Origin of the sequence: Aminobacter sp. HY435 (assembly GCF_027568395.1) — a bacterium.
In the GTDB taxonomy this organism is placed as follows: domain Bacteria; phylum Pseudomonadota; class Alphaproteobacteria; order Rhizobiales; family Rhizobiaceae; genus Aminobacter.
The window spans coordinates 480385-505457 of the sequence record NZ_JANKZL010000001.1; the positions used below are offsets into that span (position 1 = coordinate 480385).

The window sequence follows — 25073 nt, forward strand, 5'->3', positions numbered from 1 at the left end:
ATCCGTTTCCGGAAGCGCGACGGATCTCGCCGGCCAGACGAAACGGTCGTGCTGCAATGCGGCGACGGTTAGCGCAGGCGGTCGGGCGAAGCAAGCCCAACCTTGTCCAAAAGGAGGCAAAGCCCACCGCTGGACCAAAATCCAGTGTGTGTTGCTCCTGTTTGATTTCCTTCTCTTTTTACTCCACTTTTATCTCCTGACAAGCCTGGAACCGCGCTGCTGCTAGCCTTGCAGCGGAATACTGATTCCGATGCCCTTGCGTCACACCAACACGGACTGCGATAGCTTGCCGCAATGAGAGAAAAATTATCGCTTTCGAGCGCCCGCCGTATAGCTTTGGCAGCACAGGGTTTCGCCGACCCGCGCCCCACCGGCGCGATCACGCGGCGTCACCTGCAGCGCGTGCTCGACCGTATCGGCCTGTTTCAGATCGACTCGGTCAGTGCGGTGGTGCGGGCCCATTACATGCCGCTCTATGCACGACTCGGCCCCTACCCCATGGCGCTGCTCGATGACGCCATGCAGACCCGCAAGCGCCTGCTGTTCGAGTACTGGGCGCATGAGGCGTCGCTGCTGCCGCTGGAGACCTTTCCGCTGCTGCGCTGGCGCATGGCGCGGGCCGAGGACGGCATGTATGGCGGGCTTGCCAAGTTCGGCCGTGCAAACAGGCCTTACATAGAAGAGATATTTGGCCAGGTGGTCGACCGCGGTCCGATCGCTGCTTCCGACATCGAAGGCTCCAAGGGCGCCGGCGGCTGGTGGGGCTGGAGCCGCGAGAAGCACGCCTTCGAATGGCTGTTCTGGGCCGGTCGCATCACCACCCATTCCCGCCGCGGCTTCGAGCGCCTCTACGACCTGCCGGAACGGGTCCTGCCGGCCGCCATCTACAACAGTCCGGTTCCGGCAGCCGCCGACGCGCACCGCGAACTGCTACGCATCTCGGCTCGCGCCCATGGCGTGGCGACTGGCATCTGCCTGCGCGACTATTTCCGCCTGTCGCCTGCCGACATGAAGGGCCGGCTCGAGGAACTGGTCGAGATGGGCGAACTGATTCCCGTACGCGTCGAAGGCTGGGACCGGCAGGCCTATCTTCACGCCGATGCCCGCATTCCGCGCAAGGTTCATGCCCGCGCCCTGCTCGCGCCCTTCGATCCGCTCGTTTTCGAGCGCACGCGCGCCGAACAGCTGTTCGATTTCCGCTACCGCATCGAGATCTACACCCCTGCGGAAAAGCGCCAGTACGGCTACTACGTGCTGCCCTTCCTGCTCGGCGAACGCATCGTCGCCCGCATCGACCTCAAGGCCGACCGTCCTGCCGGGATCCTGCGCGTCCATGCCGCCTATTCGGAGCCCTGCGCGCCGCCGGACACCGCGGCTGAACTTTACGAAGAGCTCAAGCAGATGCGCGACTGGCTCGGCCTCGAACGCATCGAGGTGACGCCCGCCGGTGACCTCGGGCCGGCACTGAGCGACATCGTTGGTCGCTCGTCCGCGTTGACTCCTCCCCTCACGAAAGCCTAAATCGCCCACAGACGGTCCTTCGCCCGCAACGGCGGAGGCTAAGAGGGAATGCGGTGCGGCGCTTCGACGCCAAATCCGCGGCTGTCCCCGCAACTGTAAGCGACGAGCCAAGTCCGGTTACCACTGGGAAATCCTCCCGGGAAGGCGGCGCGAAGGCTAAGACTCGCGAGCCAGGAGACCTGCCGTCTGCAACATTGATCCGATCGCCTGGCGGGTGTCCCGGGCAAGGAGCCTGGATTTGGACTTCGACGACAACCTCCCGGTCGCATCATCCGACGCATCCTGCGATGCAGCCGACGCGCGCACTTGCGACGTGACCATCCTCGTCTGTTCCTCCTGCCGCGACGAAACCGGCTCGGACGCCCATCCCCGCGCCGGCGCAAGACTGGCCGAAGATGCCCGGCTCGCGGCCAACGGCAAAAATATCGCCGTGCGCGGCGTCGAGTGCCTGGGCAACTGCAAGCGCCGCCTTAGCGCCGCCCTCATCCGCGACGGCGCGTGGAGCTACGTCTTCGGCGATCTCAACCCATCCTCGGGCGAAGACCTCGTCGCCGGCGCGAAGCTTTTCGCCACCTCGACCGACGGCCTCATCCCCTGGCGCGGCCGTCCGGACAGTCTCAAGCGCGGCCTCATCGCGCGCATTCCTCCCCTCGCTTTCATCAAGGAAGACAAATGACCGCCTCCGTCGAACGCGTTCCCTGCACCGTCGTCACCGGCTTTCTCGGCGCCGGCAAGACCACGCTGCTGCGCAACATCCTAGAGAATTCCAAGGGCAAGCGCCTGGCCATCATCGTCAACGAGTTCGGCGATGTCGGCATCGACGGCGAGATCCTCAAGGGCTGCGGCGTCGACGCCTGCCCGGAGGAAAACATTGTCGAGTTGGCCAATGGCTGCATCTGCTGCACCGTCGCCGACGACTTCGTGCCCGCCCTCGACCAGATCCTGTCGCTTACGCCCAAGGTTGACCACATCCTGATCGAGACCTCGGGCCTGGCGCTGCCCAAGCCGCTGGTCCAGGCCTTCCAGTGGCCGAGCGTGAAGAGCCGTGTGACGGTCGATGGCGTCATCGCCGTGGTCGACGGCCCAGCACTTGCCCAAGGCAAGGTCGCATCCGACATGGAAGCGCTTGCGGCCCAGCGCAGCGCTGATGATTCGCTCGACCACGACGACCCGGTCGAGGAAGTGTTCGAGGATCAGGTCGCCTGCGCCGACCTCATCATCCTGTCCAAGAGCGACCTGCTCGACGAGGCCGGCCACGCTCGCGCCAGCGCCATCGTCGGCGAGCATCTCGCCCGCGCCGTCAAGATCGTGCCGTCGGCGCATGGCAGGGTCGACCCGTCGGTGCTGCTTGGGCTCGGCCTCGCCGTCGAGGACGACATCGAAAACCGCAAGACCCATCATGACGGCGCCTTCGACCACGAGCACGACGATTTTGACACCTTCGTCATCGAAATCCCGTCGATTGCCAACCCCGACGAACTGGCCAGGCGCGTCGCAACGGCCGCCGAGGAAGAGAATGTGCTGCGCGTGAAAGGTTTCGTCGATGTCGGCGGCAAGCCGATGCGCCTGCTCGTCCAGGCCGTCGGCCCGCGCGTCAACCACTATTACGACCGCGCCTGGACGCCCCTGGACGACCGTCGCTCGCGCCTGGTGGTGATCGGCCTCAAGGGCCTCGACCGCCCGGCCATCGAGCGCATCCTGGTAGGCTGAACCAATGCCCCCTCACCCGACCTCCGCTACGCTCGGTCGACCTCTCCCCCTCGAGGAGAGCAGATCACCGACGTTTGGACCTGCCTCTTCTCCCCACCGGGGAGAAGGTGGCCCGAAGGGCCGGATGAGGGGGACATTTCGCGCGACCTCCGGCGAGGCGCGCTGATGCACATCCTCACCACCACATCCGCCTCGCTCGACGACCTCATCGAACCGGTCGACCTCAGGCAGAAGCCTGCGGATGTAGTGGCGTTGTCCTTCACCGACAGCGATTTGGCCGGCCTGGCGAGCGCCTGGAAGGCCGATGCGGAAAATCTGCCGTCGATGCGGCTCGCCAGCCTGCGCGACCTCCGCCACCCGATGTCGGTCGACCTCTGGATTGACAGTGTCGCGAGCCACGCCAAGGTCATCCTCGTCCGCATCCTCGGCGGCCATGACTGGTGGCGCTACGGCTGCGACCAACTCGCGGCATTGGCGCGCGAAAAGGGTATCGCACTGGCGCTGCTGCCCGGCGAAAGCCATGACGAGGATTTCAGGCTGATCGAAGCCTCGACACTACCGCGCGCCGAACTCGACGCCCTGCTCGGCTATTTCCGCGAGGGCGGACCGGAGAACATGAAGGCGCTGGTGGCGCGGCTGGCCGGACTGGCGGGTGGCAAAGGCGTCGTCGCCGCACCGGTCGCCGTACCGAAGGCTGGTTTCTACGATCCTGAGCGGGGCGTGATTGAGACGCCAGCCCTTTACCCTCCCCCTAGTGGGGAGGGTGGCCCGACGGTGGGGGTATCTGACGAAACGCTTTCACCCCCACCCCGCTCCGCTGCGCGGATCGACCCTCCCCACAAGGGGGAGGGTAACATTCCAATCATCCCCATCCTCTTCTACCGCTCGATGCTGCTGGCAGCCGACGTCGCCCCCATCGACGCGCTGGTCGAGGCGCTGAGAACACAAGGCCTCCGCCCCGTCCCGATCTTCGTCTCCAGCCTGAAGGACAAAGCCTCCCTCGCCTTCGTCGAAACGGCGCTGGCGCAGCTCAACCCCGCAGCCATCGTCACCGCCACGGCCTTCGCCGCGGGTGCCGAACCAGGCTCGGAAACGCTGTTCGACCGGGCCGGGGTGCCGGTATTCCAGGTCATCGTCGCCACCACCCGCCGCGAAGCCTGGGAAGGCAGCCCGCGCGGTCTGGCACCCGCCGACCTCGCCATGCATGTGGTGATGCCCGAGCTCGACGGCCGCATCCTTGCCGGCGCCATTTCGTTCAAGGCCGAGAGCGAGGTCGACCCGGCGCTCGGCTTCCGCGCCTTCGCCAACCGGCCCGAGCCGGACCGCGTCGAGCAGGTCGCCCGACGCATCGCCGCACACCTCAGGCTGCGCGAAACGCCGCCCGAGAAGCGCAAGCTGGCGATCCTCGTCCCCGACTACCCCAGCGCCCCTGGCCGTACCGGCTATGCCGTCGGCCTCGACGTACCATCAAGCGTGCTCGCCATGCTGCACGACTTCAAGCAGGCTGGATACACCGTTGAATCGATTCCGGAATCGCCGCGCGCATTGCTCGATTTGATCGAGTCTGGCGGGCATGGGCTGGCGCTCAATGACTATGTCTCGCTTTCCGCCAATCTGCCCGATGAGGCAAGGAACGCCGTTGAAGCGGCCTGGGGGGAAGCTGCGCAGGAAGCCACACCCGCGCCGTCGCGCCGCCCCTCATCCCCTGCCGGACTTTCTCCCCGCAAGGACGGGGAGAAAGAAGCTGGCCGCAACGCCGATGCCATCGACGCGCGCTCCCTCGTATCCGATCAGGTCCGCCACGCCGACGCCCCCCTCTCCCCGTCCTTACGGGGAGAGGGTAAGGGTGAGGGGCAGTTCGACCGCAGCGAGGGGCAACTCGCCTTCCCCTTCCGTGCCGTCACCTTCGGCAACATCACCGTTGCCCTCGCCCCCGACCGCGGCCGCTCGGCCGACCGCCGCGCCGACTATCACGACCCGACGCTGCCGCCGCGCCACGCGCTGCTCGCCTTCGGCCTCTGGCTGCGGAAATCGCTCGGCATCCACGCCATCGTCCATGTCGGCGCCCACGGCACGCTCGAATGGCTGCCGGGCAAGGCAGTAGCGCTGAGCCAAAACTGTTTTCCCGAGATCGTCACCGGCTCGCTGCCGGTGGTCTATCCGTTCATCGTCTCCAATCCCGGCGAGGCAGCCCAGGCCAAGCGCCGTATTGCAGCCGTGACCCTCGGCCATTTGCCGCCGCCGCTCGCCGCTGCTGGCCTCGACGAACACCAGCAGAAACTCGAGCGCCTGGTCGACGAATACGCCCAGGCCGACGGCCTCGACCGCCGCCGCCGCGACCGGCTGGCCAAGCTCATCGTCGAGACGGCGTCGCAGACCGGCCTTGCCGCCGAGGCCGGCGTCGCCGGGACCGACGCGCCCGACGAAGCCCTGCGCCGCATCGACGCCTGGCTTTGCGACCTCAAGGATTTCGCAATCAAGGACGGCCTGCACATCTATGGCCGCGCCGAAGCCGATGAGCCTGACGCAGCCCGCCGCGCCAGCGCAGAAGCCGAGCGCAACAATCTGATTGCCGCTCTCGACGGCCGCCACGTCAAGGCCGGCCCTTCGGGCGCGCCGGCGCGTGGCCGCACCGACGTTTTGCCCACAGGGCGCAACCTGTTCACATCAGACCCGCGCACAATGCCGACACCGACGGCCTTCGACCTCGGCAAGGCAGCCAGCGACGAGGTCATGCGCAGCTACCTGCAAAGCCATGGCGACTGGCCGCGCGCGCTGGTCATCGACCTGTGGGGCAGCGCGTCGCTGCGCACCGGTGGCGAGGAGATCGCGCAAGGCCTGGCGCTGATGGGCTGCCGGCCGCAATGGGACGCTGCCACCGGCCGCGTCACCGGCATCGAAGTGCTGCCGCCGGCAGCGCTCGGCCGGCCGCGCGTCGACGTCACCTGGCGCATCTCCGGCCTGTTCCGCGACATGTTCCCGACCCAGATCGCGCTGGTCGACGCCGCTGCCCGCGCCGTCGCAATCCGCGACGAGGACGATAGCGAAAACCCGTTGGCTGCGAGCACCCGCGCTTCGGGCAAGGTCGAGCCGCGCATCTTCGGCTCATCGCCGGGCACCTATGGCGCCGGCCTCGAAGACCTTTTGTCGTCGGGTAACTGGGCCACGCGCGACGAACTCGGCCGCGCCTATCTCGACGCCGCCTCCCACGCCTATGGCGGCACCGACGGCGAAGGCATTTCCGCGCCCGGCGCCTTTGCCGGCCGCATCGCCGAGGCCGACTTGCTTGTGCATACCGGCGACGACCCCGGCCGCGATATCCTCGAAGGCTCCGCCGATGTCGCCTTCATCGGCGGCTTCACGGCAGCATTGGCAACGCTCGGCAGGAATGCCGACGTCATCGTTCTCGACACCTCGGACCCGCAGAGGCCCCGGCCGCGCTCGGTCACCGAGGCCGTCGGCCGCGTCGTCAGGGCGCGCGCCACCAACGCCCGCTTCATCGCCGGCCAGATGCGCCATGGCCCGCGCGGCGCCTCCGAGTTCGCCGAGACGGTCGACCGGCTGATCGGCTTCGCCGAAACCACCAACGCCATTCCGGGCGCGCTGATCGAGGCCGTCCACGACGCCTATGTCGGCAATGACGACGTGCGCGACTTCATTCTGCGCGAAAATCCCGCCGCAGCAAAATTCATCGCCGAGCGTTTTGCCACCGCACGCCGGCGCGGGCTCTGGCACCCACTGCGCAATTCCGTCGACGACGATCTCGCGGCTTTGATCGCCGAAGCATCGGCGAAGGAGGTCGCGGCATGACCAGCTTCTCACGCCGCGGCGCTTGTCCGGCCCTATCAGCGCCGATGCAGACTGGCGATGGCCACTTGGTGCGCCTCAACCCGCTTGCTGATGAAATCGCGCCCAAGGCATTGATCGGACTCTGCGAATCCGCCCAGCGTCATGGCAACGGCATCGTCGAAGTCACCGCGCGCGGCAGCATCCAGATCAGGGGCTTGACGGCGGAAAGCGCCTGCCTGCTGGCCGCGGAGGTCGATGTGCTCGGCATCCCGGTGCGCACCGGCGTGCCTATCGATACGAGCCCGCTCGCCAGCATCGATCCCGAGGAGATCGCCAATCCCGCTCCGCTGGCCGCAGCCATCCGGTTGGCCATTGCCGAGGCAGGCCTTGCCACGCGGCTCGGCCCGAAGGTGTCTGTCATCGTCGATGGCTGCGGTCAGATCAAGCTCGGCGCCATCATGGGCGATGTCAGGCTTGTCGCCTTGAATGCAGAACGCTGGCGCCTGTCTGTGGGAGGCGATGCGGCCTCGGCGCGTTTGGTCGGCGAATTCGGCTCGGATGCAGCCCGCGTGGCCACGCTCGGCATCCTGCGATCCATCTCAGAACTCGGCCGGCAAGGCCGCGCGCGCGATCTCCGCGTTGGAGCGGGGGCGGATGAATCAAGATTTGAGCAGTCCCGCGCAACCAGTTCATCCCCCATCGGAATCCTCCCCCTCGCCGATTCCCGAATCGCCCTCGGCATCGCCCTTCCCTTCGGCAGCATCGACGCCACGACGCTGATCGCTTTCTGCCGGGCAGCTACGGACGCCGACGCCGCCGGCATCCGCGCGGCCCCCGGTCGCAGCCTGCTGGTCATGGGCCTCGCCCCCCCCGCCGCAGACACCCTGATCGCCACGGCCAAAACCCTCGGCTTCGTCACCTCGCCCTCCGACCCGCGCATCCGCATCGCCGCCTGCCCTGGCGCGCCAGCCTGCGCCTCGGGCATGATCGCCGCGCGCGACGTCGCCGCCGAGATCGCAGCAGACCTCGGCGAAAGCCTCGACCCGACGCTTTCGCTGCATGTCTCCGGCTGCGCCAAGGGCTGCGCCCATCCCGGCCCTGCCACGCTCACCATCGTCGGTGACGAAAAGGGTGCTGTATTTGTCGTCGGCGGAACGGCGAAGGGCCTTCCGGCGGCCTACACCGCAGGCTATGAAGCCGCGCGCGGCATGGGCCGCCTCACGAAATTGCTCGCCCAAGAGCGCAAGCCGGACGAAAATGCCGCCGCCTGCCTCGCAAGGCTGGGCGCAAAGCGCCTCGCGCAAGCTCTGGCACAGGAATGAACATGGCCGCCTACGACTATATCCATGATGGCACGGCCATCTACGAACGCTCCTTCGCCATCATCCGCTCTGAGGCCGACCTCAAGCGCTTCTCCGAGGATGAGGCCGACGTCGCCGTGCGCATGATCCACGCCTGCGGCCTGGTTGAAGCGGCCGAACATTTCGTCTTCTCCGAAAATTTCGTCTCCGCCGCGCGTGGCGCCCTCCAGGCCGGCGCGCCGATCTTCTGCGACGCCGAGATGGTGGCGCGTGGCGTCACCCGCGCCCGCCTGCCCGCCGACAACGAGGTGATCTGCACTCTGCGCGACCCGCGCACGGCCGAAATCGCAAAGGAGATCGGCAACACCCGCTCCGCCGCCGCGATCGACCTCTGGGCCGACAAGCTCGCCGGCTCGGTCGTCGCCATCGGCAATGCGCCGACAGCACTCTTCTACCTGCTCGAAAAGCTGCGCGACGGCGCGCCCAAGCCTGCCGCCATCGTCGGCATGCCGGTCGGCTTCGTCGGTGCGGCCGAATCCAAGGACGCGCTGGCCGAAAACTCCTATGGCGTGCCCTATGCCATCGTCCGCGGCCGCCTCGGCGGCAGCGCCATGACCGCGGCAGCCCTCAACTCGCTGGCGAGGCCCGGCGTATGAGCGCCCACGCTGCAAAGGGCCGCCTGATCGGCGTCGGCACCGGACCCGGCGATCCGGAATTGCTGACGGTCAAGGCCGTGCGCGCGTTGGCCGAGGCCGACGTTATCGCGCATTTCGCCAAGCGCGGCGCCAACGGCAACGCCCGCACCATCACCGAGGCGCATTTCCGCGACGACGTGATCGAGCTGCCGCTCGTCTATCCAGTCACCACCGAGATAGACAAGGACCACGACGACTACCGGGCCGCGATCACCGGCTTCTATGAGGAATCGGCGCAATCAGTGGCCGCCCATCTCGACCGGGGCCGTACGGTAGCGATCCTGTCCGAGGGCGACCCGCTGTTTTACGGCTCGTACATGCACCTGCATGTGCGCCTGTCGCATCTCTACCCGACCGAGGTCATCCCCGGCGTCACGGCCATGTCCGGCTGCTGGTCTCAAACAGGCGTGCCGATCGTCCAGGGCGACGACGTGCTGTCGGTGCTGCCGGGCACGATGAGCGAATTCGAGCTCACCCGCCGCCTCGCCGACACCGACGCCGCCGTCATCATGAAGGTCGGCCGCAACCTGCCCAAGATCCGAAAGGCGCTGGAAGCGACCGGCAAGCTCGGCCGCGCGCTTTATGTCGAGCGCGGCACCATGCCGAACACCCAGCACATGAAGCTGGTCGACAAGACGGACGACAAGGCGCCCTATTTCGCCATCGTCTTGGTGCCTGGATGGGCAGGCAAGCCGGGAGCAGACAATTGAGCGGCCGCCTCGTCGTCATCGGCCTCGGCCCCGGCAATCCGGATCAGGTCACGCCGGAAGCCAGCCAGGCGGTTGCTGAGGCCAGCTTCTTCTATGGCTACAAGCCCTATCTCGACCGGCTCGACCTGCGACCCGACCAGACGCGCGTCGCCTCCGACAACCGCGAGGAAATTTCGCGCTCCAACGCCGCCCTCGAAATGGCGGCAAGCGGCCACAAGGTTGCCGTCGTCTCGGGTGGCGATCCCGGCGTCTTCGCCATGGCCGCAGCCGTCTGCGAGGCGATCGAGGCCGGCCCCAGGGAATGGCGCGACATCGAACTATCGGTCGTTCCCGGCGTCACCGCCATGCTGGCCGTCGCAGCCCGCGTCGGCGCGCCGCTCGGCCACGATTTCTGCGCCATTAACCTGTCGGACAATCTGAAACCTTGGGACCTGATCGAGCGCCGCCTGATCGCGGTCGCTGAGGCGGGTTTCGTCATCTCGCTCTACAACCCGATCAGCAAGGCACGCCCCTGGCAACTCGGCAGCGCGCTGGAAACACTGCGCAACCACCTGCCTGCCGCAACGCCCGTCATCTTCGGCCGCGCCGCCGGCCGGCCCGACGAACGCATCGAGGTTTTTTCGCTTGCCAAAGCCGACGCGGCCAAGGCCGACATGGCGACCTGCGTCGTCATCGGCTCGCCTGAAACGCGCCTGATCGAACGCGACGGCAAGCGCCCGCTGGTCTACACGCCGCGCTTTTCCGCCGGGGCGACAAAATGATCGACCATTTCGGCCATCGCGGTGACATCAGGTGCGGACAGTACCTCGGGAAGCTGCGGCCGGCGGAACAGGATCACCTCGATGCCGAGCTGCCGCGCCGCCGCGATCTTGCCGTAGGTCGCCTGCCCACCACTGTTCTTGGCGACGATGACGTCGATCTTTTGCGCTTCGAGCAGCGCCCTTTCATCCGCTTCGCGAAACGGCCCGCGCGCCAGGATGTAGGTCGCATCGGGCACGCCGAGCGGCGGTTCGATCGGATCGACGCTGCGGATGACATAGCCATGCTGGTGAGCGCGCTCGAAGGCCGCCACCTCCTGCCGGCCGAGTGCCAGGAACACGCGGCGCGGTTCTTCGCCCAGTGCATCGACAGCCGCTTCGGCATCGTCCACCAGCGTCCAGCGGTCGCCGTCGACCGGCTCCCAACCCGGGCGACGCAGGGCAAGGATCGGCACGCCGGCAATGCGCGACGCCTCCGCCGCATTGGCCGAGATGCGCGCCGCATAAGGATGCGTGGCGTCGATCAGGAGATCGGTCTTGTGCCCGGCCAGCCAATCGGCCAGCCCTTGCGCACCGCCGAAACCGCCTGTTCGAACCGGCACCGGCTGGGCAACCGGGTTTTCGGTCCGGCCCGCCAGCGAAAGCGTGATGTCGAGATCGCCACGAGCCGCGAGCCTGGCAGCAAGCTGTCGCGCTTCGGTGGTTCCGCCCAGGATCAATACCGTCTTCATGATCGTCCGTGTTCGAGGGAAACTGCCCCTCACCCTTACCCTCTCCCCGTAAGGACGGGGAGAGGGGTTCTTCAACGCAGCCGATTGTCCATTTTGTCTGTCAAGAAGGCGGCGGCGCCCCCGCTTCTCCCTTCTCCCCGCCTGCCGGGAAAAGGTGCCGGCAGGCGGATGAAGGGCAGCGCGACATGACAACACCACGCAACCCAGAGCAAAAATGGCTGACAGTGGTCGGCATCGGCGAGGACGGTGTAGCGGGTCTCGGCGACGAGGCCAAGCGAGCGATCTCAGCAGCAAGCCACGTCTTCGGCGGCAAGCGCCACCTGGCGCTCGCAGGAGAACTGATAAAGGGCGAAGCGCGACCCTGGCCAACGCCCTTCGACAGCGAAATGCGCGACGTCGTCGCCCTGCGTGGCGAAAACGTCTGCGTGCTCGCCTCCGGCGACCCGTTTCTGCACGGCGTCGGCGTCACGTTAGCCCGCGTAGTCCCGCCGGCCGAAATGCGTGTCCTGCCTGCCCCGTCCGCCTTCTCGCTCGCCGCATCGCGGCTGGGCTGGGCACTGCAGGATGTCGAAACGATATCGCTGCACGGCCACGCCATCGACCTGCTCCGCCCGCGCCTGCACCAGGGCGCGCGCATCATCGCGCTCACCTCCGACGGCAACGCACCGGCCCAGATCGCAGCGTTGCTCGCTGACAGCGGATTTGGCTTGTCGCGGCTGACGGTGCTTGAAGCGCTCGGCGGTGAAAATGAGTGCATCCGCACCACTGTCGCGGCGTCTTTCGATGTCGAAAACATCAATCCGCTCAACGTTCTGGCGCTCGAGCTTGAATCGGAACCGCAAGCGCGAATCCTGCCGCTGGCTTCGGGTCTCGCTGACGAGTTGTTCGAACACGACGGCCAGATCACCAAGCGCGAGATCCGCGCGGTGACCCTGTCCACCCTCGCCCCGCGCCGTGGGGAGTTGCTGTGGGACATCGGCGGCGGCTCGGGCTCGATTTCCATCGAATGGCTGCTTAGCCACCCCTCGCTGCGCGCCATCGCCATCGAACACAACACCGACCGCGCCGACCGCATCGCGCGCAACGCAGTCGCCTTTGGCGTGCCCGGCTTGAAGGTCGTCCGAGGTGCTGCACCTGACGCGCTCGGCGGCCTGCCCACGCCCGACGTCGTCTTCATCGGCGGCGGCGGCTCGGACGCGGGCGTCTTCGATGCGGCAATCGCAGCGCTTCGATCCGGCGGCCGCCTTGTCGCCAACGCCGTCACGCTCGAAATGGAAACGCTGCTGCTGTCGCGCCATGCCGCGATTGGCGGTGAGCTTCTGCGCCTTCAAGTCTCCCGCGCCGCCCCTGTTGGCTCGATGACCGGCTGGCGGCCGGCTATGCCGGTCACGCAATGGAGCTGGGTGAAGCCATGATGGTCGCAGGCATTGGCTGCCGCAAGGGCGCGGCGCACGAGGACATTCTTTCGGCAATCGAGACCGCGCTTGAAGCGCATGGCCTTGCGGTCACGGCACTTTCGGCACTAGCAACCGCAACGCTCAAACGCGACGAACCCGGCATCCTCGCCGCCGCGCGCCGCCTCGACCTGCCCTTGCTCGTCGTCGACAACGCGTCGCTGGCCGGCGCCGCGCCCCGCACGCTCAGCCATTCGCAAGCCTCGCAGGAAGCGGCGGGCACGCCATCGGTCTCGGAAGCGTCGGCGCTCGCCGCCGCCGGTGCGGACGCCACCCTGCTCGGCCCGCGCATATCAGTCGGCCCAGCCACCTGCGCCATCGCCACTTCTGGAGCCACAGCTTGACCGTTCATTTCATCGGCGCCGGCCCGGGCGCGGCAGACCTCATCACCGTGCGCGGCAGCCGCCTGCTCGGCTCCTGCCCGGTCTGCCTCTATGCCGGTTCCATCGTTTCGCCGGAGCTTCTGACCTACTGCCCCACCGATGCCCGGCTGGTCGACACGGCACCGATGTCGCTCGACGAGATCGAGGCCGAGTATATCGCCGCCCACAAGGCGGGCCACGACGTTGCCCGCCTGCATTCGGGCGATCTCTCGGTGTGGAGCGCGGTTGCCGAGCAGATCCGCCGGCTGGAGAAGCACGGGATTCCCTACACGCTGACCCCAGGCGTCCCCTCCTTCGCCGCGGCTGCTGCCGCGCTGAAGCGCGAGCTGACGATTCCCGAGGTCGCCCAGAGCCTGGTGCTGACCCGCACCTCCGGCCGCGCCTCGAAGATGCCTCCGGGCGAAACGCTCGCCGGATTCGGCCGCACCGGTGCCACGCTTGCCGTCCACCTGTCGATCCACGCCATCGACCAGGTCGTGGCGGAGCTGACCCCGCATTACGGCCCGGATTGCCCCGTGGCTGTCGTCTTCCGCGCCTCCTGGCCGGACGAGCGCATCGTCAGGGGCACGCTGTCGACGATTGCGGCTGAACTGGCCAAGGATCCGATCGAGCGCACCGCCATCATCTTCGTCGGCCAGTCGCTGGCGGCAGAGGATTTCCGCGAAAGCTCGCTCTACGACGCCTATTATCAGCGCCGCTTCAGGGGTCGCGACGGGCTATGAGAGGCGGCGAAGGGCGCATGCCCCATCAGCTCCCCCTCGCGGTTGAAGACCAGGATCTCGATCGCGATCTCGGAATTGTCGAACACGCTTGCCGCCGTGCGCCAGGCCGCAGCGGCGACAGCGTCGCCGATGGCGATGCCGGCCTTGTTCGCCTCGATGAAGGCCTCGGCCACCGTGTTGGCGCCCTTGATGCGGGCTTCGAGTTCGGAGTCAGCGCCAGCCTCGACCGCGATTGCCGCCAAGCCGTCGAGATCGGCCGAACCGCGGCTCGAATGCAGGTCGAGCAGGCCCTGCGCCAGCTTGGTCATCTTGGCAACGCCGCCGGCGATCGTCACCTTGGGCACCGGATGGGCGCGGACGTATTTCAGCATGCCGCCGACGAAATCGCCCATGTCGATCAGCTGCACCTCATGCAGACCATGGAATTTTTGGACGGCCATCTCGGAAGCGTTGCCGGTCGAGCCGGCGACATGGTCGAAGCCCATGGCGCGCGCCACGTCGACGCCGCGATGGATGGAGTGAATCCAGGCCGAGCAGGAATAGGGAATGACGATACCCGTCGTCCCAAGGATCGAAATTCCGCCGAGAATGCCGAGGCGCGGGTTGAGCGTCCTGAGCGCCATCTCCTCGCCGCCGGCGACGGAAATCTCCACCTCGACGTCGGCGCCCTCGCCCAGCACCTCGGCCACGACACCAGCGATCATCTTGCGCGGCACCGGGTTGATCGAGGCTTCGCCCGGCGGGATCGGCAGGCCCGGCCGCGTCACCGTGCCGACGCCCTTGCCCGCCTTGAACACAAGGCCGCTGCCGGCAGCGCCAGGTCGCACCGTGCTCATGACCAGCGCGCCATGGGTGACATCAGGGTCATCCCCGGCGTCCTTGACGATGCCGGCCATCGCCCAGCCGTCGCCGCGCTCGCTCTTCGCCAGCGCGAAGGACACGTTCTGGCCGCCCGGCAGCACGATCTCCACCGGGTCGGGAAACTGCCCCGTCTTCAATGCCAGACACGCCGCCTTTGTGGCAGCAGTGGCGCAGGCTCCGGTGGTCCAGCCGCGCTTGAGCGGACGATCTTCTTCATTCATGACGCGATCTATAGGCTGGCACAGCCTGTGCGTCATCGGCGAAAGCGACACGCATGACACTCGAAAGCGCTATCGCGCGTTTGAACTACAAGCAACACGTGCTGGAACCGGGCCACGTCTGGCTTGCAGGCGCCGGTCCCGGCGATCCTGGCCTGCTGACGCTCGACGTGCTGTCGGCGCTCGCCCAGGCCGATGCGCTGGTGCATGACGCGCTGGTGTCGCCCGAAATCGTCGCGGTTGCCGAGCAGGCGGAAAAGTTCTTCGTCGGCAAACGCGGCGGCCGGCTGTCGATCCCGCAGGGTGACATCAATGCGCTTCTGGTGAAACTGGCGCGCGAAGGCCGCAAGGTCGTGCGGCTCAAGGGCGGCCACCCCTTCGTCTTCGGCCGCGGCGCCGAGGAAGCGCTGGTGCTGACCCGAGAGAACATTCCCTGGCGCGTGCTCTCTGGCATCACCTCGGCCTTCGGCGGTCTCTCCTCCGCAGGCATCCCCGCCACCATGCGCGGCGTCAACGGCGCGATCATCCTCGCCACCGGCTTTGCGGCGGTCAGCGACGACCGGCCCGACTGGGCGGCCCTTGCCCGCACCGGCCAGCCCATCGTCATCTATATGGGCCTGACCCACATGGCCGAGACGGTGGCCGATCTGATGCGCGGTGGCCTGTCGGTCGACACACCAGCCGCCTTCGTCGAGAACGCCTCGACGCCGGAGGAGCGCACGGTCACCGCCACGCTCGGCACCCTGGTCGCCACCGCCGAGCGCGAACAGGTCGTCTCGCCGGCCCTCATCGTGGTCGGCGGCATCGTTGCGCTGCGCGCCGAGCTGATGGGGCAAAAATGACGGCGCGTGGGCTGATCATCGGCGCGCCGCGCTCGGGCTCCGGCAAGACCAGCGTCACCATCGGCCTGCTGCGCGCGCTCGCGCGGCGCGGCATCAAGGTGCGCGGCGCGAAATCGGGGCCGGACTACATCGATCCCGGTTTCCACGCTGCCGCCACCGGCCTGCCCGGCGTCAATCTCGACAGCTGGGCCATGGCGCCGTCGCTGCTCAACGCGCTTGCCACCGATGCATCGTCCGAAGCCGAGATGGTGATCCTCGAAAGCGCCATGGGCCTGTTCGACGGCATTCCCTCGGAGAAAGGCCGCTCGGGTGCGGCAGCCGACCTCGCCCGCCTCTACGGCCTGCCGGTGCTGCTGGTGCTCGACGTCTCCGGCCAGTCGCAGACATCGGCCGCCATCGCCAAGGGTTTTGCCACCTATGACCCCGATGTCCGCATCGCGGGTGTCGTGCTGAACAGGCTCGGCAGTGACCGCCACCGCAAGCTTGCCGGCGACGCCATCGAAGCGCTCGGCCTGCCCGTCGTCGGCGCCATCCTGCGCGACCCGACCTTGTCGATCCCCGAACGCCATCTCGGCCTCGTCCAGGCCGAGGAACACGCCGATCTGATCGCCCACATCGACAAGCTCGCCGACATGGTCGAGCGCTCGCTCGACCTCGACGCGATCATCGAGTTGGCAACCCCGCTCGAACCGCTATCAGGCGATCAATCCTACGCCCTGCCGCCCCCCGGCCAGCGCATAGCGCTGGCCCAAGATGCCGCCTTCACCTTCCTTTATCCGCATATCGCAGCCCACTGGCGCGCCATGGGGGCAGAGCTTGTGCCGTTCTCGCCGCTCGCCGACCAGGCGCCAGATTCCTCCTGCGACGTCTGCTGGCTTCCGGGCGGCTATCCCGAGCTGCATCCCGCTCGCCTCGCCGCCGCCAGCAATTTTCTCACTGGCACACGCCGTTTCGCCGAAACCAACCCGGTTCACGGCGAGTGCGGCGGCTTCATGGTGCTGGGCGAGAGCATCGAGGACGCAGAGGGGTTGACGCACCCCATGCTCGGCCTGCTCGGCCACGCCACCAGCTTCGCCAAGCGCAAGATGAACCTCGGCTACCGCCAGGCGAGGCTTTCGGCACCCTGCCCGCTCGGAGGCACAGGCAGCGTCATCCGTGGCCACGAATTCCACTATGCCCAGACGGTCGAGCGTGGCGACGACACGCCTCTGGGCGAACTGGCCGATGGCCAGGGCAATCCGCTCGGCAGCTTCGGCGGTCGGCGCGGCCACGTCACCGGCACATTCTTCCACGCGATCGCCAAGAGCTGAGATGAGCACCCCGGGGACGATCTTCGACGACATCCGCATCGGCCTCGTGTTCTTCACGCGGCTGCCGCTGCCGCATTTCGAGGTCAAGGACCGCTCGTTCGCCGACGCCATCTGGACCGCACCCTTGGTCGGCTTCGCTGTGGCTCTCCTGGCCTGGCTCGTCTTCGCTGCCGGCAATGCCCTCGGCCTCGCCGAGGGACCGTCCGCAGCGTTGGCAATCGCCGCCACGATGCTGGTCACCGGGTGCCTGCATGAGGACGGTCTGTCGGACACTGCCGACGGCTTCGGCGGCGGACGCACGCGCGAGCGCAAGCTCGAGATCATGCGTGACAGCCGCATCGGCAGCTATGGCGCGGCAGCACTGGTGCTTGCCATCCTGGCGCGCTGGAGCGCGATCGTCGAAATCGAAGATCCGGCACCGGTCTTCGCCGCCCTCGTCGCCGCCCATGTCGGCTCGCGCGCGCTAATCCCTGCCTTCATGCGTCACCTGCCGCAGGCGCGCGTCGACGGTCTTGCAGCCGGCGTCGGCGCGGTTACCGACGGGGTCGTGATCGCAGCCCTCGCCATCGGCGCGGTCGGCCTGCTCTTCCTCGGCCTCAAGGGCGCGGTCGTCGCGGCGCTCTGTCTCGCCATCCTCTTCTTCGCCTTCAGAAAGCTCAGCCTCGCCCAGATCGGCGGCCAGAGCGGCGACACCATCGGCGCCCTGCAGCAACTGGCCGAAATCGCCCTGCTGTTTGTCGCATCTGCCATCCTTGCTTGATTCTGTTTTGGAGTATTCGCTGCCATGGCCTTCAAATCGCTCGATGAATTGCGCAAAGCCTGCCTCTACCTGCCGGCCGGCAGCGATGCTGCCGCAGACGCCGTCGCCCGCCGCCAGGACACGCTGACCAAGCCGCGCGGCAGCCTCGGCAAGCTCGAATCCATCGCCGCCTGGCTCGGCCGCTGGCAGGGTCGCGACATGCCCAGGCTCGACAAGGTCAAGGTCATCGTCTTTGCCGGCAATCATGGCGTCACGGCGCAAGGCGTGTCGGCCTTCCCGTCCGAAGTCACTGTCCAGATGGTCGCCAATTTCGCCGGCGGGGGTGCTGCCATCAACCAGCTTGCACGCCTCGCCGGTGCCGAGCTCGCGGTCATCCCGCTCGAACTCGACCGTCCGACCGGAGATCTCACCCAGGCGTCGGCGATGGACGAAGCCGACTTCCTCACTGCTGTCTCGACCGGCTACGACGCTGTGACGCCGGATCTCGACCTCGTCTGCTTCGGCGAGATGGGCATCGGCAACACCACCCCGGCAGCGGCCATCGCTGCAGGGCTGTTCGGCGGCACCGGCCGCGACTGGGCCGGACGTGGCACCGGCGTCGATGACACCGGCCTCTCGCGCAAGTTCGCCGCCATCGACGCCGGCCTCGCCCGTCACGCCGCAACCCTTGCCGATCCACTGGCGGTGGCCGCCAATCTCGGCGGCCGTGAGCTCGCCGCCATCCTTGGCGCCACGCTCGCCGCGCGCCACCGCAATGTGCCCGTCCTGCTCGACGGCTTCGTCGTCACCGCAGCAGCTGCGCCGCTGGCCAAGCTCCACCCCGAAGGCCTCGCGCACACGCTGTCCGCGCACGTCTCGGCCGAGGCCGGCCACCGCCAGTTGCTTGAAGCCCTTCAGCTTGCACCGCTGCTCGACATGGGCATGCGCCTCGGCGAGGGATCGGGCGCCTGCCTGGCGGTCAACCTCGTTCGTTCGGCGCTCGAATGCCACGCGAGAATGGCGAGCTTCGCCGAAGCCGGCGTCTCCGACAAATAGTCTGGAATTTCTGGCCGGGCTGCGCCACGACCGAAGCGGTGGAAAATGATTTCTTCCACCGCGCAAACCAAGAGAAGAAAATTTCCTCTTATGCAGCAGAGGCAACTGGCCTCTGCCTCTACCTGACACGGGCTCCCGATTATCTTGCGGCAAAGTTTAGCCATTTGCCGCTTGTCTCAGGAGAATGCCCCCATGAAACGCTACCTACTCGTCGGCGCTGCTGTCGCTGCGATCCTCGCCGGCCCACTGCAGGCCAATGCCGCAGACAAGCTGCTCAACGCATCCTATGACGTCGCCCGCGAGCTGTTTGCCGCTGAAAACGCCGCCTTCATCGCAAAGAATGCCGCCATCACCGTCGACCAGTCGCATGCCGGCACCTCCAAGCAGGCGCGCGCCATCGTCGAGGGGCTTGAAGCCGACGTCGTCACCTTCAACCAGGTCACCGACATCGAATTCCTGGTCAAGAACGGCTTTGTATCGGACGACTGGAAGCAGGATTTCGCCAATCAGGCTTCGCCCTTTTATTCGCTGCCGTCCTTCCTCGTCCGCGCCGGCAACCCCAAGGGCATCAAGGACTGGTCCGATCTCGTCCGCGACGACGTCAAGGTGATCTTCCCCAACCCCAAGACCTCGGGCAATGCGCGCTACACCTATCTCGCGGCCACCGCCTACGCCAAGGAGGCGTTCAAAGGCGACGACGCCAAGGTCAAGGAGTTCGTGGCCAAGCTGTTCGACAACGTGCCGGTGTTCGACACCGGTGGCCGCGCCGCCACCACCACCTTCGTCGAGCGCAACATCGGCGACGTGCTGATCACCTTCGAGGCCGAGACCCGCTCGATCGCCAAGGAATACGGTTCCGACAAGGTCGAGAGCGTCATCCCCTCGGTCAGCCTGCTCGCCGAGTTCCCGGTCGCTATCGTCGACAAGGTCGTCGACAAGCGCGGCTCGCGCGATCTGGCCAAGTCCTACCTCGACTTCCTCTACGCCGCCGAAGGCCAGCGCATCGCCGCCCAGCACGGCAACCGCGTCCACGACGCGGCGGTCACCGCCGAATTCAAGGACCAGTTTCCCGAGGTTCGCCTCGTCACCGTCGAAGACGTGTTCGGCGGCTGGGACAAGGTCCAGAAGGAACATTTCGGTTCGGGCGGCCTGCTTGAAGAGATCTACGGCGAGCGTTGACCGTAACCTCCCCCTGCTGTTGAAAATTGGAAAGCCGGTCTACGCCGGCTTTCCTCGTTGAAGTTTCGAAGGAAGGCATATCAGTGGCGCGCCGCATCTTGCCGGGCTTTCCCCTGGCGCTGGGGATCACCCTCGTCTACGTCTCGATCATCGTCGTGCTGCCGCTCGGCGCGCTTGCCTTCAAGGCGGCCAGTCTCGGCTTCGAGGACTATTGGCGCATCGTCTCATCGCCGCGCGCTGTCGCCAGCTATCGCGTCACCGCCCTCTCCGCGCTGGGCGCGACTGCCTTCAACCTTGTCTTCGGCATGGCGCTGGCCTGGGTGCTGGTGCGCTACCGCTTCCCCGGGCGCCGCTTTTTCGACGCGCTCGTCGATCTTCCTTTTGCCCTGCCGACGGCTGTCGCCGGCATCGCACTGACCACGCTGTTTGCCGAAAACGGCTGGTTCGGCTCGGTGCTCGCCCAGGCCGGCATCAAGGTCGCCTACACGCCGCTTGGCATCATGGTCGCCATGGCCTTCACCAGCCTGCCCTTCATTGTGCGCACCGTGCAGCCGGTGCTTGAGGACCTCGACCCCGCGCTCGAAGAAGCCGCCCAGACGCTCGGCGGCAGCGATCGCGCCATCTTCGTGCGGGTCATCCTGCCTCTGCTCACGCCCGCGCTGCTCGCCGGCCTGTCCTTGTCCTTCGCCCGCAGTCTCGGCGAATTCGGCGCCATCATCTTCATCGCCGGCAACCAGCCGATGTCGACCGAAATCACCGCCCTGCTCGCCTTCATCCGGCTCGAGGAATACGACTACCAGGCGGCCGCGGCCATCGCCTCGGTGCTGCTCATCGCCGCCTTCCTGATGCTCGCCGTCACCAACATCCTGCAGGCGCGCGCCCTGCGCTACACGGCAAGAGGCTGAGATGAGCGCACCCGTCAACGGCCGCCCGCCCCGCGTCGGCGACGCGCCTGTCTTCCGCCGCGCCCTGATTGGCATCGTGCTGGCGCTGGTCGCCATCGTCATCATCGCCCCGCTCGCCGTCATCGGCTACCAGGCCTTTTCACAAGGCCTTGCCGTCTATGCGGCGGCAATCGCCAACCCCGACACCCTGCACGCCATCGGGCTGACGGTGGTCACCGCACTGATCGCCGTCCCCATCAACACCGCCTTCGGTGTCGCCGCTGCCTGGGCGATCACCAAGTTCGACTTCCGGGGCCGCCGCCTCCTGCTCGTGGTCATCGAGATTCCGTTCTCGATCTCGCCCATCGTCGCCGGCGTCGCCTATCTCTTCGTCTATGGCCTGCAGGGCCTGTTCGGCCCGGCGCTCGAATCGGCCGACATCAAGATCCTGTTCGCCCTGCCCGGCATCGTGCTCGCCTCGATGTTCGTCACCGCTCCCTTCGTCGCTCGTGAGCTGATTCCGCTGATGCAAGCGCAGGGGCGCGATCTGGAAGAAGCCGCCACCTCGCTCGGCGCGTCCGGCTGGCGCACCTTCTTCTCGGTCACGTTGCCCAACATCCGCTGGGCGCTGCTTTACGGCGTGGTGCTGTGCAACGCGCGCGTCATGGGCGAATTCGGCGCTGTCTCCGTCGTCTCCGGCAATATCCGTGGCCAGACCAACACGCTGCCGCTGCACATCGAACTGCTCTACCACGACTACCAGACAGCGGGCGCCTTCGCCGCCGCCTCGATCCTCGCCCTGCTCGCCGTCGTCACGCTCGTCGCCAAGGTGCTGCTCGAACGCCAGGGCGCGGGACGCGCCCGCCGCCGCCCGTCACTTGCCGCACCCGCCGCCGCTCCCCAAACCGCTTCCGCTGAGGTCTCGTCATGAAAATCCGCCTCGACAATGTCGTGAAGACCTTCGAGACCTTCCGTGCCGTCCATGGAGTGTCTCTGGAGATTGAAAGTGGCGAACTGGTAGCCCTGCTCGGGCCGTCCGGCTCGGGCAAGACCACCATCCTGCGCATGGTCGCCGGCCTCGAATATGCCGATGCCGGCCACATCTATTTCGGCGCGGAAGATGCCACGGACATTCCGGTGCGCGACCGTGGCGTCGGCTTCGTCTTCCAGCATTACGCGCTGTTCCCGCACATGACGGTGGCCGAAAACATCGCTTTCGGCATGAAGGTGTCGAAGGTGCGCCGCGACAAGTCGGCCATTGACGCCCGCGTTGTTGACCTTCTGCGCCTGGTCCAGCTTGACGGCCTCGGCGAGCGCTTTCCCGGCCAGATCTCGGGTGGCCAGCGCCAGCGCGTCGCCCTTGCCCGGGCGCTTGCCGTCGATCCCAAGGTGTTGCTGCTGGACGAACCCTTCGGCGCACTCGACGCCAATGTGCGCCGCGACCTGCGCCGCTGGCTGCGCGAAATCCATCAGGAGCTCGGCATCACCACGTTGTTCGTCACCCACGACCAGGAAGAGGCGCTCGACCTCGCCGATCGTGTCGTCATCCTCGACAAGGGCCAGATCGTCCAGCAGGGCACGCCCGAAGAGGTCTGCCGCAACCCCGCTTCGGCGTTTGTGATGAACTTCTTGGGCGACACCAACCGCTTCTCCGCCGCGGTCTCCGGCGGCGTCGCGCGCCTTGGCGAAGCCCAGATCCCTGCCCCCGGTTTCGCCGACGGCCCGGTCGAAATCTTCCTGCGTCCGAGCGATCTTGGCTGGAGCAGCGACGGCGACGGCAATGGCATCGCCGCGACCGTCGCCCGCGTCATCGACCGGCCAGCCGGACGGCGCATCCTGGCGCTGACCGCAGCCGGCGAAGCGGTGGAGCTCGATGTGGCCCCCGAGACCCAGGTCAGCGCCCGCGAACAGGGCATCATCACCATCGAGCGCGCAAAGGTCTACGCGACGCGCTGATTCGCATCGAAGGCCGCAAAACTTACGGAAAATCAACGTGTTTCGGCTTGTATATCAAGTCTGTGGAATTTATCTCTGGTGAAGCCGGAATGCGATGGGGACGAATCGTTATCCTCGGCCAGCAACCTCACGCTGCAGCGCAGCCGAAGCCGATGACACGCGTTCACCATGCTGACTAAAAAAGGCAAATACGGCCTCAAGGCCCTCGTCCACCTATCCCAACTGCCAGCCGGCCAGCTCGCCTTCGTCGGCGACATCGCGACCGCCAACAAGATTCCGAAAAAGTTCCTCGACGCCATACTGGGCGAACTGCGCAATGCCGGTTTCGTCCAGAGCCGCAAGGGCAAGGACGGCGGCTACCGCCTCGCCAAGCCTGCCGCGGAGATCAAGATCGGCCATGTCGTGCGCGTGCTCGACGGGCCGCTGGCGCCCATCCCCTGCGCCAGTCGAACCCAGTACCAGCCCTGCGACGACTGCGACGAGGCAACCTGCCAGATCAGGCACATGATGCTCGAGGTGCGGCAAGCCATTGCCGGCGTGCTCGACAACCGCAGCCTCGCCCAGGTGCGGGATGCCGCCAATGACGACATCCTGGCCGAAACGCTGCATCACGCCTGAACCGCTCGCTTCCGGGCGTCTCAAACGACCTGGCGTAACACCGCCGGCTGGCCGCGCCGATGTGGCGCCGTCGGCTCATGGCGGCGCAGCGCCTTTCGCACCGTGGGAATGACCATCCGGCCCAACGAGCACCTGGCTGATGTTGTGGCAGCAATGGTTCGATTGCCGCCCACCCAGCGCAACATCATACAGCTGATTGAGTACTGACCCTAGTGGATCAGGCCGAGCACGAGCGCTGCGGTGAAGCCGAACGAAACCGTGAAGAACAGGTAGGAAGCCAGTTTGGCAAGGCTCGCCGGCTTGCCAATAGCCGCGGCTCCAGCGCTACGGCTGTTCGAGAGATACTGGGTCTGTGCCATCGCAATCTCCATCATGCCGTTAGTCTATAAAAATAATAGACTTTGTCGATTGCTAATTTTGGCAAAATTGTGGAACAGCTTTGCCGGCCAACGGACGATGTGAGCAAATTCTCGCTGCGCAAGCCGTCGCGCAATGGCGTCCATGGACGCCATCGCGGGTAGCGAACGCTCTGACGCAAGCGAATGCAGGGCAAGACATCTGGCCCGCAACCCATTGAAAAAACAACAATACCACGAAGGCAACTGGCGACGGCCCAGATCGGGACGCCGCCGCATCGGTGGAATCAGTAATATCCGCGCGGGCAAGCCGCGATATACGTGCGACCGTAGCGATCGCGGAAACGGCACTGATTAGGCTCGCTTGCCCTGCCGATCAGCGCACCGGCAACGGCACCAACGGCGCCACCGACAAGCGCGCCTTCAGCACGATTTCCAGGCGCTGCGACAGCGCTGCCAATGGCCGCGCCGCTGAGACCACCGATCGCGGTCCCCTGCTCGGTCGCCGTGCAGGCCGCCAGCGGCACCAATAGCGCAAGACACAAAACCAGGTTCTTCATTACCGTCACTCCGAAAATGTTTGCAGTCCCCACCGCCCTACAATGCACGGAGGCGAAAAACGATCCATCGCGCTGCGCCGCCGGTGATGCGGCATCTCCGGGCCGCAACAGTATCTGACGAAGCTGGAGGCCCGTGGCGGCACGCGGAGCAGCATGCATGCGGGCCTCGGCACTGCAGCGGCATTTCTACCGGAGGCTCGAGGCGTTATGCGAACGAAAGTCCGATCGACCTGCCATGCCGGCCAACCGCAATCCCAGGCCTCGAGGCTGGGCCTTGCCCGATCCGCCGGCGCGTCGTGATGCGGCGGCTCGTTTTCATGACGTATCCTCCCAGTCGTCAAAACGACTTCGCACCGCATGGGTTGCGGCTTGTCGCGACAAGGCGTGAATACATTGAAAAATGGGAAGAAAGTGGTGGGTGCGACAGGGATCGAACCTGTGACCCGCTGATTAAGAGTCAGCTGCTCTACCAACTGAGCTACGCACCCACTGCGACCGGCGAACCGACCGTGGCCGGCATATAGCCATAGCTTTTCGCGCTGTCCACCCACCAGAGGGAAGAAAGATGTGCGCAGGAAAAACTAATCGGCGAAGCCGCACTCGAATGGCATTCGGCCCACCCCGTCTGTCGGGTCGGCCGGGTTCGGCGCGGCTTCCCTCATGGCCGGGCGGAAGTCGAAAACGAACCGGCTGACACAAGGCGCCAGGCGGAGCGTACAG

General features: G+C 66.5%; 24 protein-coding genes, 1 tRNA gene and 1 riboswitch. Of the genes, 20 read left to right on the forward strand and 5 right to left on the reverse strand.

Features of this window, described 5'->3' with window-relative positions:
• The first annotated feature begins 294 nt into the window (after positions 1-294).
• From PCJ21_RS02330 to PCJ21_RS02365, 8 genes are all read left to right on the forward strand, one after another.
• Positions 295-1521, forward strand: coding sequence for a winged helix-turn-helix domain-containing protein (locus tag PCJ21_RS02330; protein ID WP_269929762.1), 1227 nt, complete (start codon positions 295-297; stop codon positions 1519-1521).
• Positions 1517-1722: riboswitch (cobalamin riboswitch) on the forward strand. It overlaps the preceding gene by 5 nt.
• 112 nt (positions 1723-1834) lie before the next feature.
• A complete protein-coding gene (locus PCJ21_RS02335) occupies positions 1835-2197 on the forward strand; it encodes a DUF1636 family protein (protein WP_269929820.1) in 363 nt (120 codons plus the stop codon).
• Complete coding sequence (cobW, locus tag PCJ21_RS02340; RefSeq protein ID WP_269929763.1) at positions 2194-3231, forward strand: cobalamin biosynthesis protein CobW; 1038 nt, start codon at positions 2194-2196, stop codon at positions 3229-3231. The genes PCJ21_RS02335 and cobW overlap by 4 nt, the downstream gene beginning before the upstream one ends.
• Before the next feature lie 165 nt (positions 3232-3396).
• Positions 3397-7041, forward strand: a complete 3645-nt coding sequence (locus tag PCJ21_RS02345) for a cobaltochelatase subunit CobN (RefSeq protein WP_269929764.1) — start codon at positions 3397-3399, stop codon at positions 7039-7041.
• Entirely contained in the window at positions 7038-8342 is a 1305-nt protein-coding gene (cobG, locus tag PCJ21_RS02350; protein ID WP_269929765.1) for a precorrin-3B synthase, read from the forward strand. Before PCJ21_RS02345 ends, cobG begins: the two co-directional genes overlap by 4 nt.
• Before the next feature lie 2 nt (positions 8343-8344).
• Complete coding sequence (locus tag PCJ21_RS02355; RefSeq protein WP_269929766.1) at positions 8345-8977, forward strand: precorrin-8X methylmutase; 633 nt, start codon at positions 8345-8347, stop codon at positions 8975-8977.
• Positions 8974-9726 (forward strand): precorrin-2 C(20)-methyltransferase, encoded by a 753-nt coding sequence (locus PCJ21_RS02360; RefSeq protein WP_269929767.1) that lies wholly within the window; start codon positions 8974-8976, stop codon positions 9724-9726. Before PCJ21_RS02355 ends, PCJ21_RS02360 begins: the two co-directional genes overlap by 4 nt.
• Positions 9723-10487, forward strand: a complete 765-nt coding sequence (locus PCJ21_RS02365) for a precorrin-3B C(17)-methyltransferase (protein ID WP_269929768.1) — start codon at positions 9723-9725, stop codon at positions 10485-10487. Before PCJ21_RS02360 ends, PCJ21_RS02365 begins: the two co-directional genes overlap by 4 nt.
• Here the strand turns inward: PCJ21_RS02365 and PCJ21_RS02370 are convergent.
• A complete protein-coding gene (locus PCJ21_RS02370) occupies positions 10451-11215 on the reverse strand; it encodes a cobalt-precorrin-6A reductase (RefSeq protein WP_269929769.1) in 765 nt (254 codons plus the stop codon). The two genes, PCJ21_RS02365 and PCJ21_RS02370, sit on opposite strands and share 37 nt — an antisense overlap.
• A gap of 185 nt (positions 11216-11400) precedes the next feature.
• On the opposite strand from PCJ21_RS02370, the gene cbiE reads away from it, so the two are divergent.
• The 3 genes from cbiE to cobM are packed head-to-tail and all read left to right on the forward strand — an operon-like array spanning position 11401 to position 13774.
• Positions 11401-12630: a precorrin-6y C5,15-methyltransferase (decarboxylating) subunit CbiE gene (cbiE, locus tag PCJ21_RS02375; RefSeq protein WP_269929770.1), complete on the forward strand. Its 1230-nt coding sequence runs from the start codon at positions 11401-11403 to the stop codon at positions 12628-12630.
• Positions 12627-13013 (forward strand): cobalamin biosynthesis protein, encoded by a 387-nt coding sequence (locus PCJ21_RS02380; RefSeq protein ID WP_269929771.1) that lies wholly within the window; start codon positions 12627-12629, stop codon positions 13011-13013. The genes cbiE and PCJ21_RS02380 overlap by 4 nt, the downstream gene beginning before the upstream one ends.
• Positions 13010-13774 carry a precorrin-4 C(11)-methyltransferase gene (gene cobM / locus PCJ21_RS02385; protein WP_269929772.1) on the forward strand — a complete coding sequence of 255 codons (765 nt, stop codon included), beginning with the start codon at positions 13010-13012 and terminating at the stop codon, positions 13772-13774. Before PCJ21_RS02380 ends, cobM begins: the two co-directional genes overlap by 4 nt.
• Here cobM and PCJ21_RS02390 read toward each other — a convergent pair.
• Positions 13741-14856, reverse strand: a complete 1116-nt coding sequence (locus tag PCJ21_RS02390; RefSeq protein ID WP_269929773.1) for a cobalt-precorrin-5B (C(1))-methyltransferase — start codon at positions 14854-14856, stop codon at positions 13741-13743. The genes cobM and PCJ21_RS02390 overlap by 34 nt on opposite strands.
• 53 nt (positions 14857-14909) lie before the next feature.
• Between PCJ21_RS02390 and cobA the strand changes: the two genes are divergently transcribed.
• The 9 genes from cobA (at position 14910) to PCJ21_RS02435 (ending at position 23437) form a co-directional block, all read left to right on the forward strand.
• Positions 14910-15695: a uroporphyrinogen-III C-methyltransferase gene (gene cobA / locus PCJ21_RS02395; RefSeq protein WP_269929774.1), complete on the forward strand. Its 786-nt coding sequence runs from the start codon at positions 14910-14912 to the stop codon at positions 15693-15695.
• Complete coding sequence (locus tag PCJ21_RS02400) at positions 15692-17005, forward strand: cobyrinate a,c-diamide synthase (RefSeq protein ID WP_269929775.1); 1314 nt, start codon at positions 15692-15694, stop codon at positions 17003-17005. Before cobA ends, PCJ21_RS02400 begins: the two co-directional genes overlap by 4 nt.
• A gap of 1 nt (position 17006) precedes the next feature.
• Complete coding sequence (locus PCJ21_RS02405) at positions 17007-17765, forward strand: adenosylcobinamide-GDP ribazoletransferase (RefSeq protein WP_269929776.1); 759 nt, start codon at positions 17007-17009, stop codon at positions 17763-17765.
• Positions 17766-17789: 24 nt separating this feature from the next.
• Positions 17790-18800, forward strand: coding sequence for a nicotinate-nucleotide--dimethylbenzimidazole phosphoribosyltransferase (cobT, locus tag PCJ21_RS02410; RefSeq protein WP_269929777.1), 1011 nt, complete (start codon positions 17790-17792; stop codon positions 18798-18800).
• Between the two features lie 192 nt (positions 18801-18992).
• Positions 18993-19979: a thiosulfate ABC transporter substrate-binding protein CysP gene (gene cysP / locus PCJ21_RS02415; protein ID WP_269929778.1), complete on the forward strand. Its 987-nt coding sequence runs from the start codon at positions 18993-18995 to the stop codon at positions 19977-19979.
• Positions 19980-20062: 83 nt separating this feature from the next.
• Positions 20063-20884: a sulfate ABC transporter permease subunit CysT gene (gene cysT / locus PCJ21_RS02420; protein ID WP_269929779.1), complete on the forward strand. Its 822-nt coding sequence runs from the start codon at positions 20063-20065 to the stop codon at positions 20882-20884.
• 1 nt (position 20885) lies between these two features.
• Positions 20886-21794 (forward strand): sulfate ABC transporter permease subunit CysW, encoded by a 909-nt coding sequence (gene cysW / locus PCJ21_RS02425; protein WP_269929780.1) that lies wholly within the window; start codon positions 20886-20888, stop codon positions 21792-21794.
• A complete protein-coding gene (locus PCJ21_RS02430) occupies positions 21791-22819 on the forward strand; it encodes a sulfate/molybdate ABC transporter ATP-binding protein (protein ID WP_269929781.1) in 1029 nt (342 codons plus the stop codon). The genes cysW and PCJ21_RS02430 overlap by 4 nt, the downstream gene beginning before the upstream one ends.
• A gap of 168 nt (positions 22820-22987) precedes the next feature.
• Positions 22988-23437, forward strand: a complete 450-nt coding sequence (locus tag PCJ21_RS02435) for an RrF2 family transcriptional regulator (protein ID WP_269929782.1) — start codon at positions 22988-22990, stop codon at positions 23435-23437.
• A 209-nt stretch (positions 23438-23646) separates the two neighbouring features.
• Here the strand turns inward: PCJ21_RS02435 and PCJ21_RS02440 are convergent, their stop codons facing one another.
• The 3 genes from PCJ21_RS02440 to PCJ21_RS02450 all read right to left on the reverse strand — a co-directional run bounded on the left by PCJ21_RS02440 (position 23647) and on the right by PCJ21_RS02450 (position 24841).
• On the reverse strand, positions 23647-23796 hold the full coding sequence (locus PCJ21_RS02440) for a hypothetical protein (RefSeq protein WP_269929783.1): 150 nt from the start codon (positions 23794-23796) through the stop codon (positions 23647-23649).
• Between the two features lie 284 nt (positions 23797-24080).
• The gene (locus PCJ21_RS02445) at positions 24081-24353 is read right to left on the reverse strand and encodes a glycine zipper domain-containing protein (RefSeq protein WP_269929784.1); all 273 of its coding nucleotides are present in this window, start codon (positions 24351-24353) and stop codon (positions 24081-24083) included.
• Between the two features lie 412 nt (positions 24354-24765).
• A tRNA-Lys gene (locus PCJ21_RS02450) sits at positions 24766-24841 on the reverse strand.
• Positions 24842-25073: the final 232 nt, after the last annotated feature.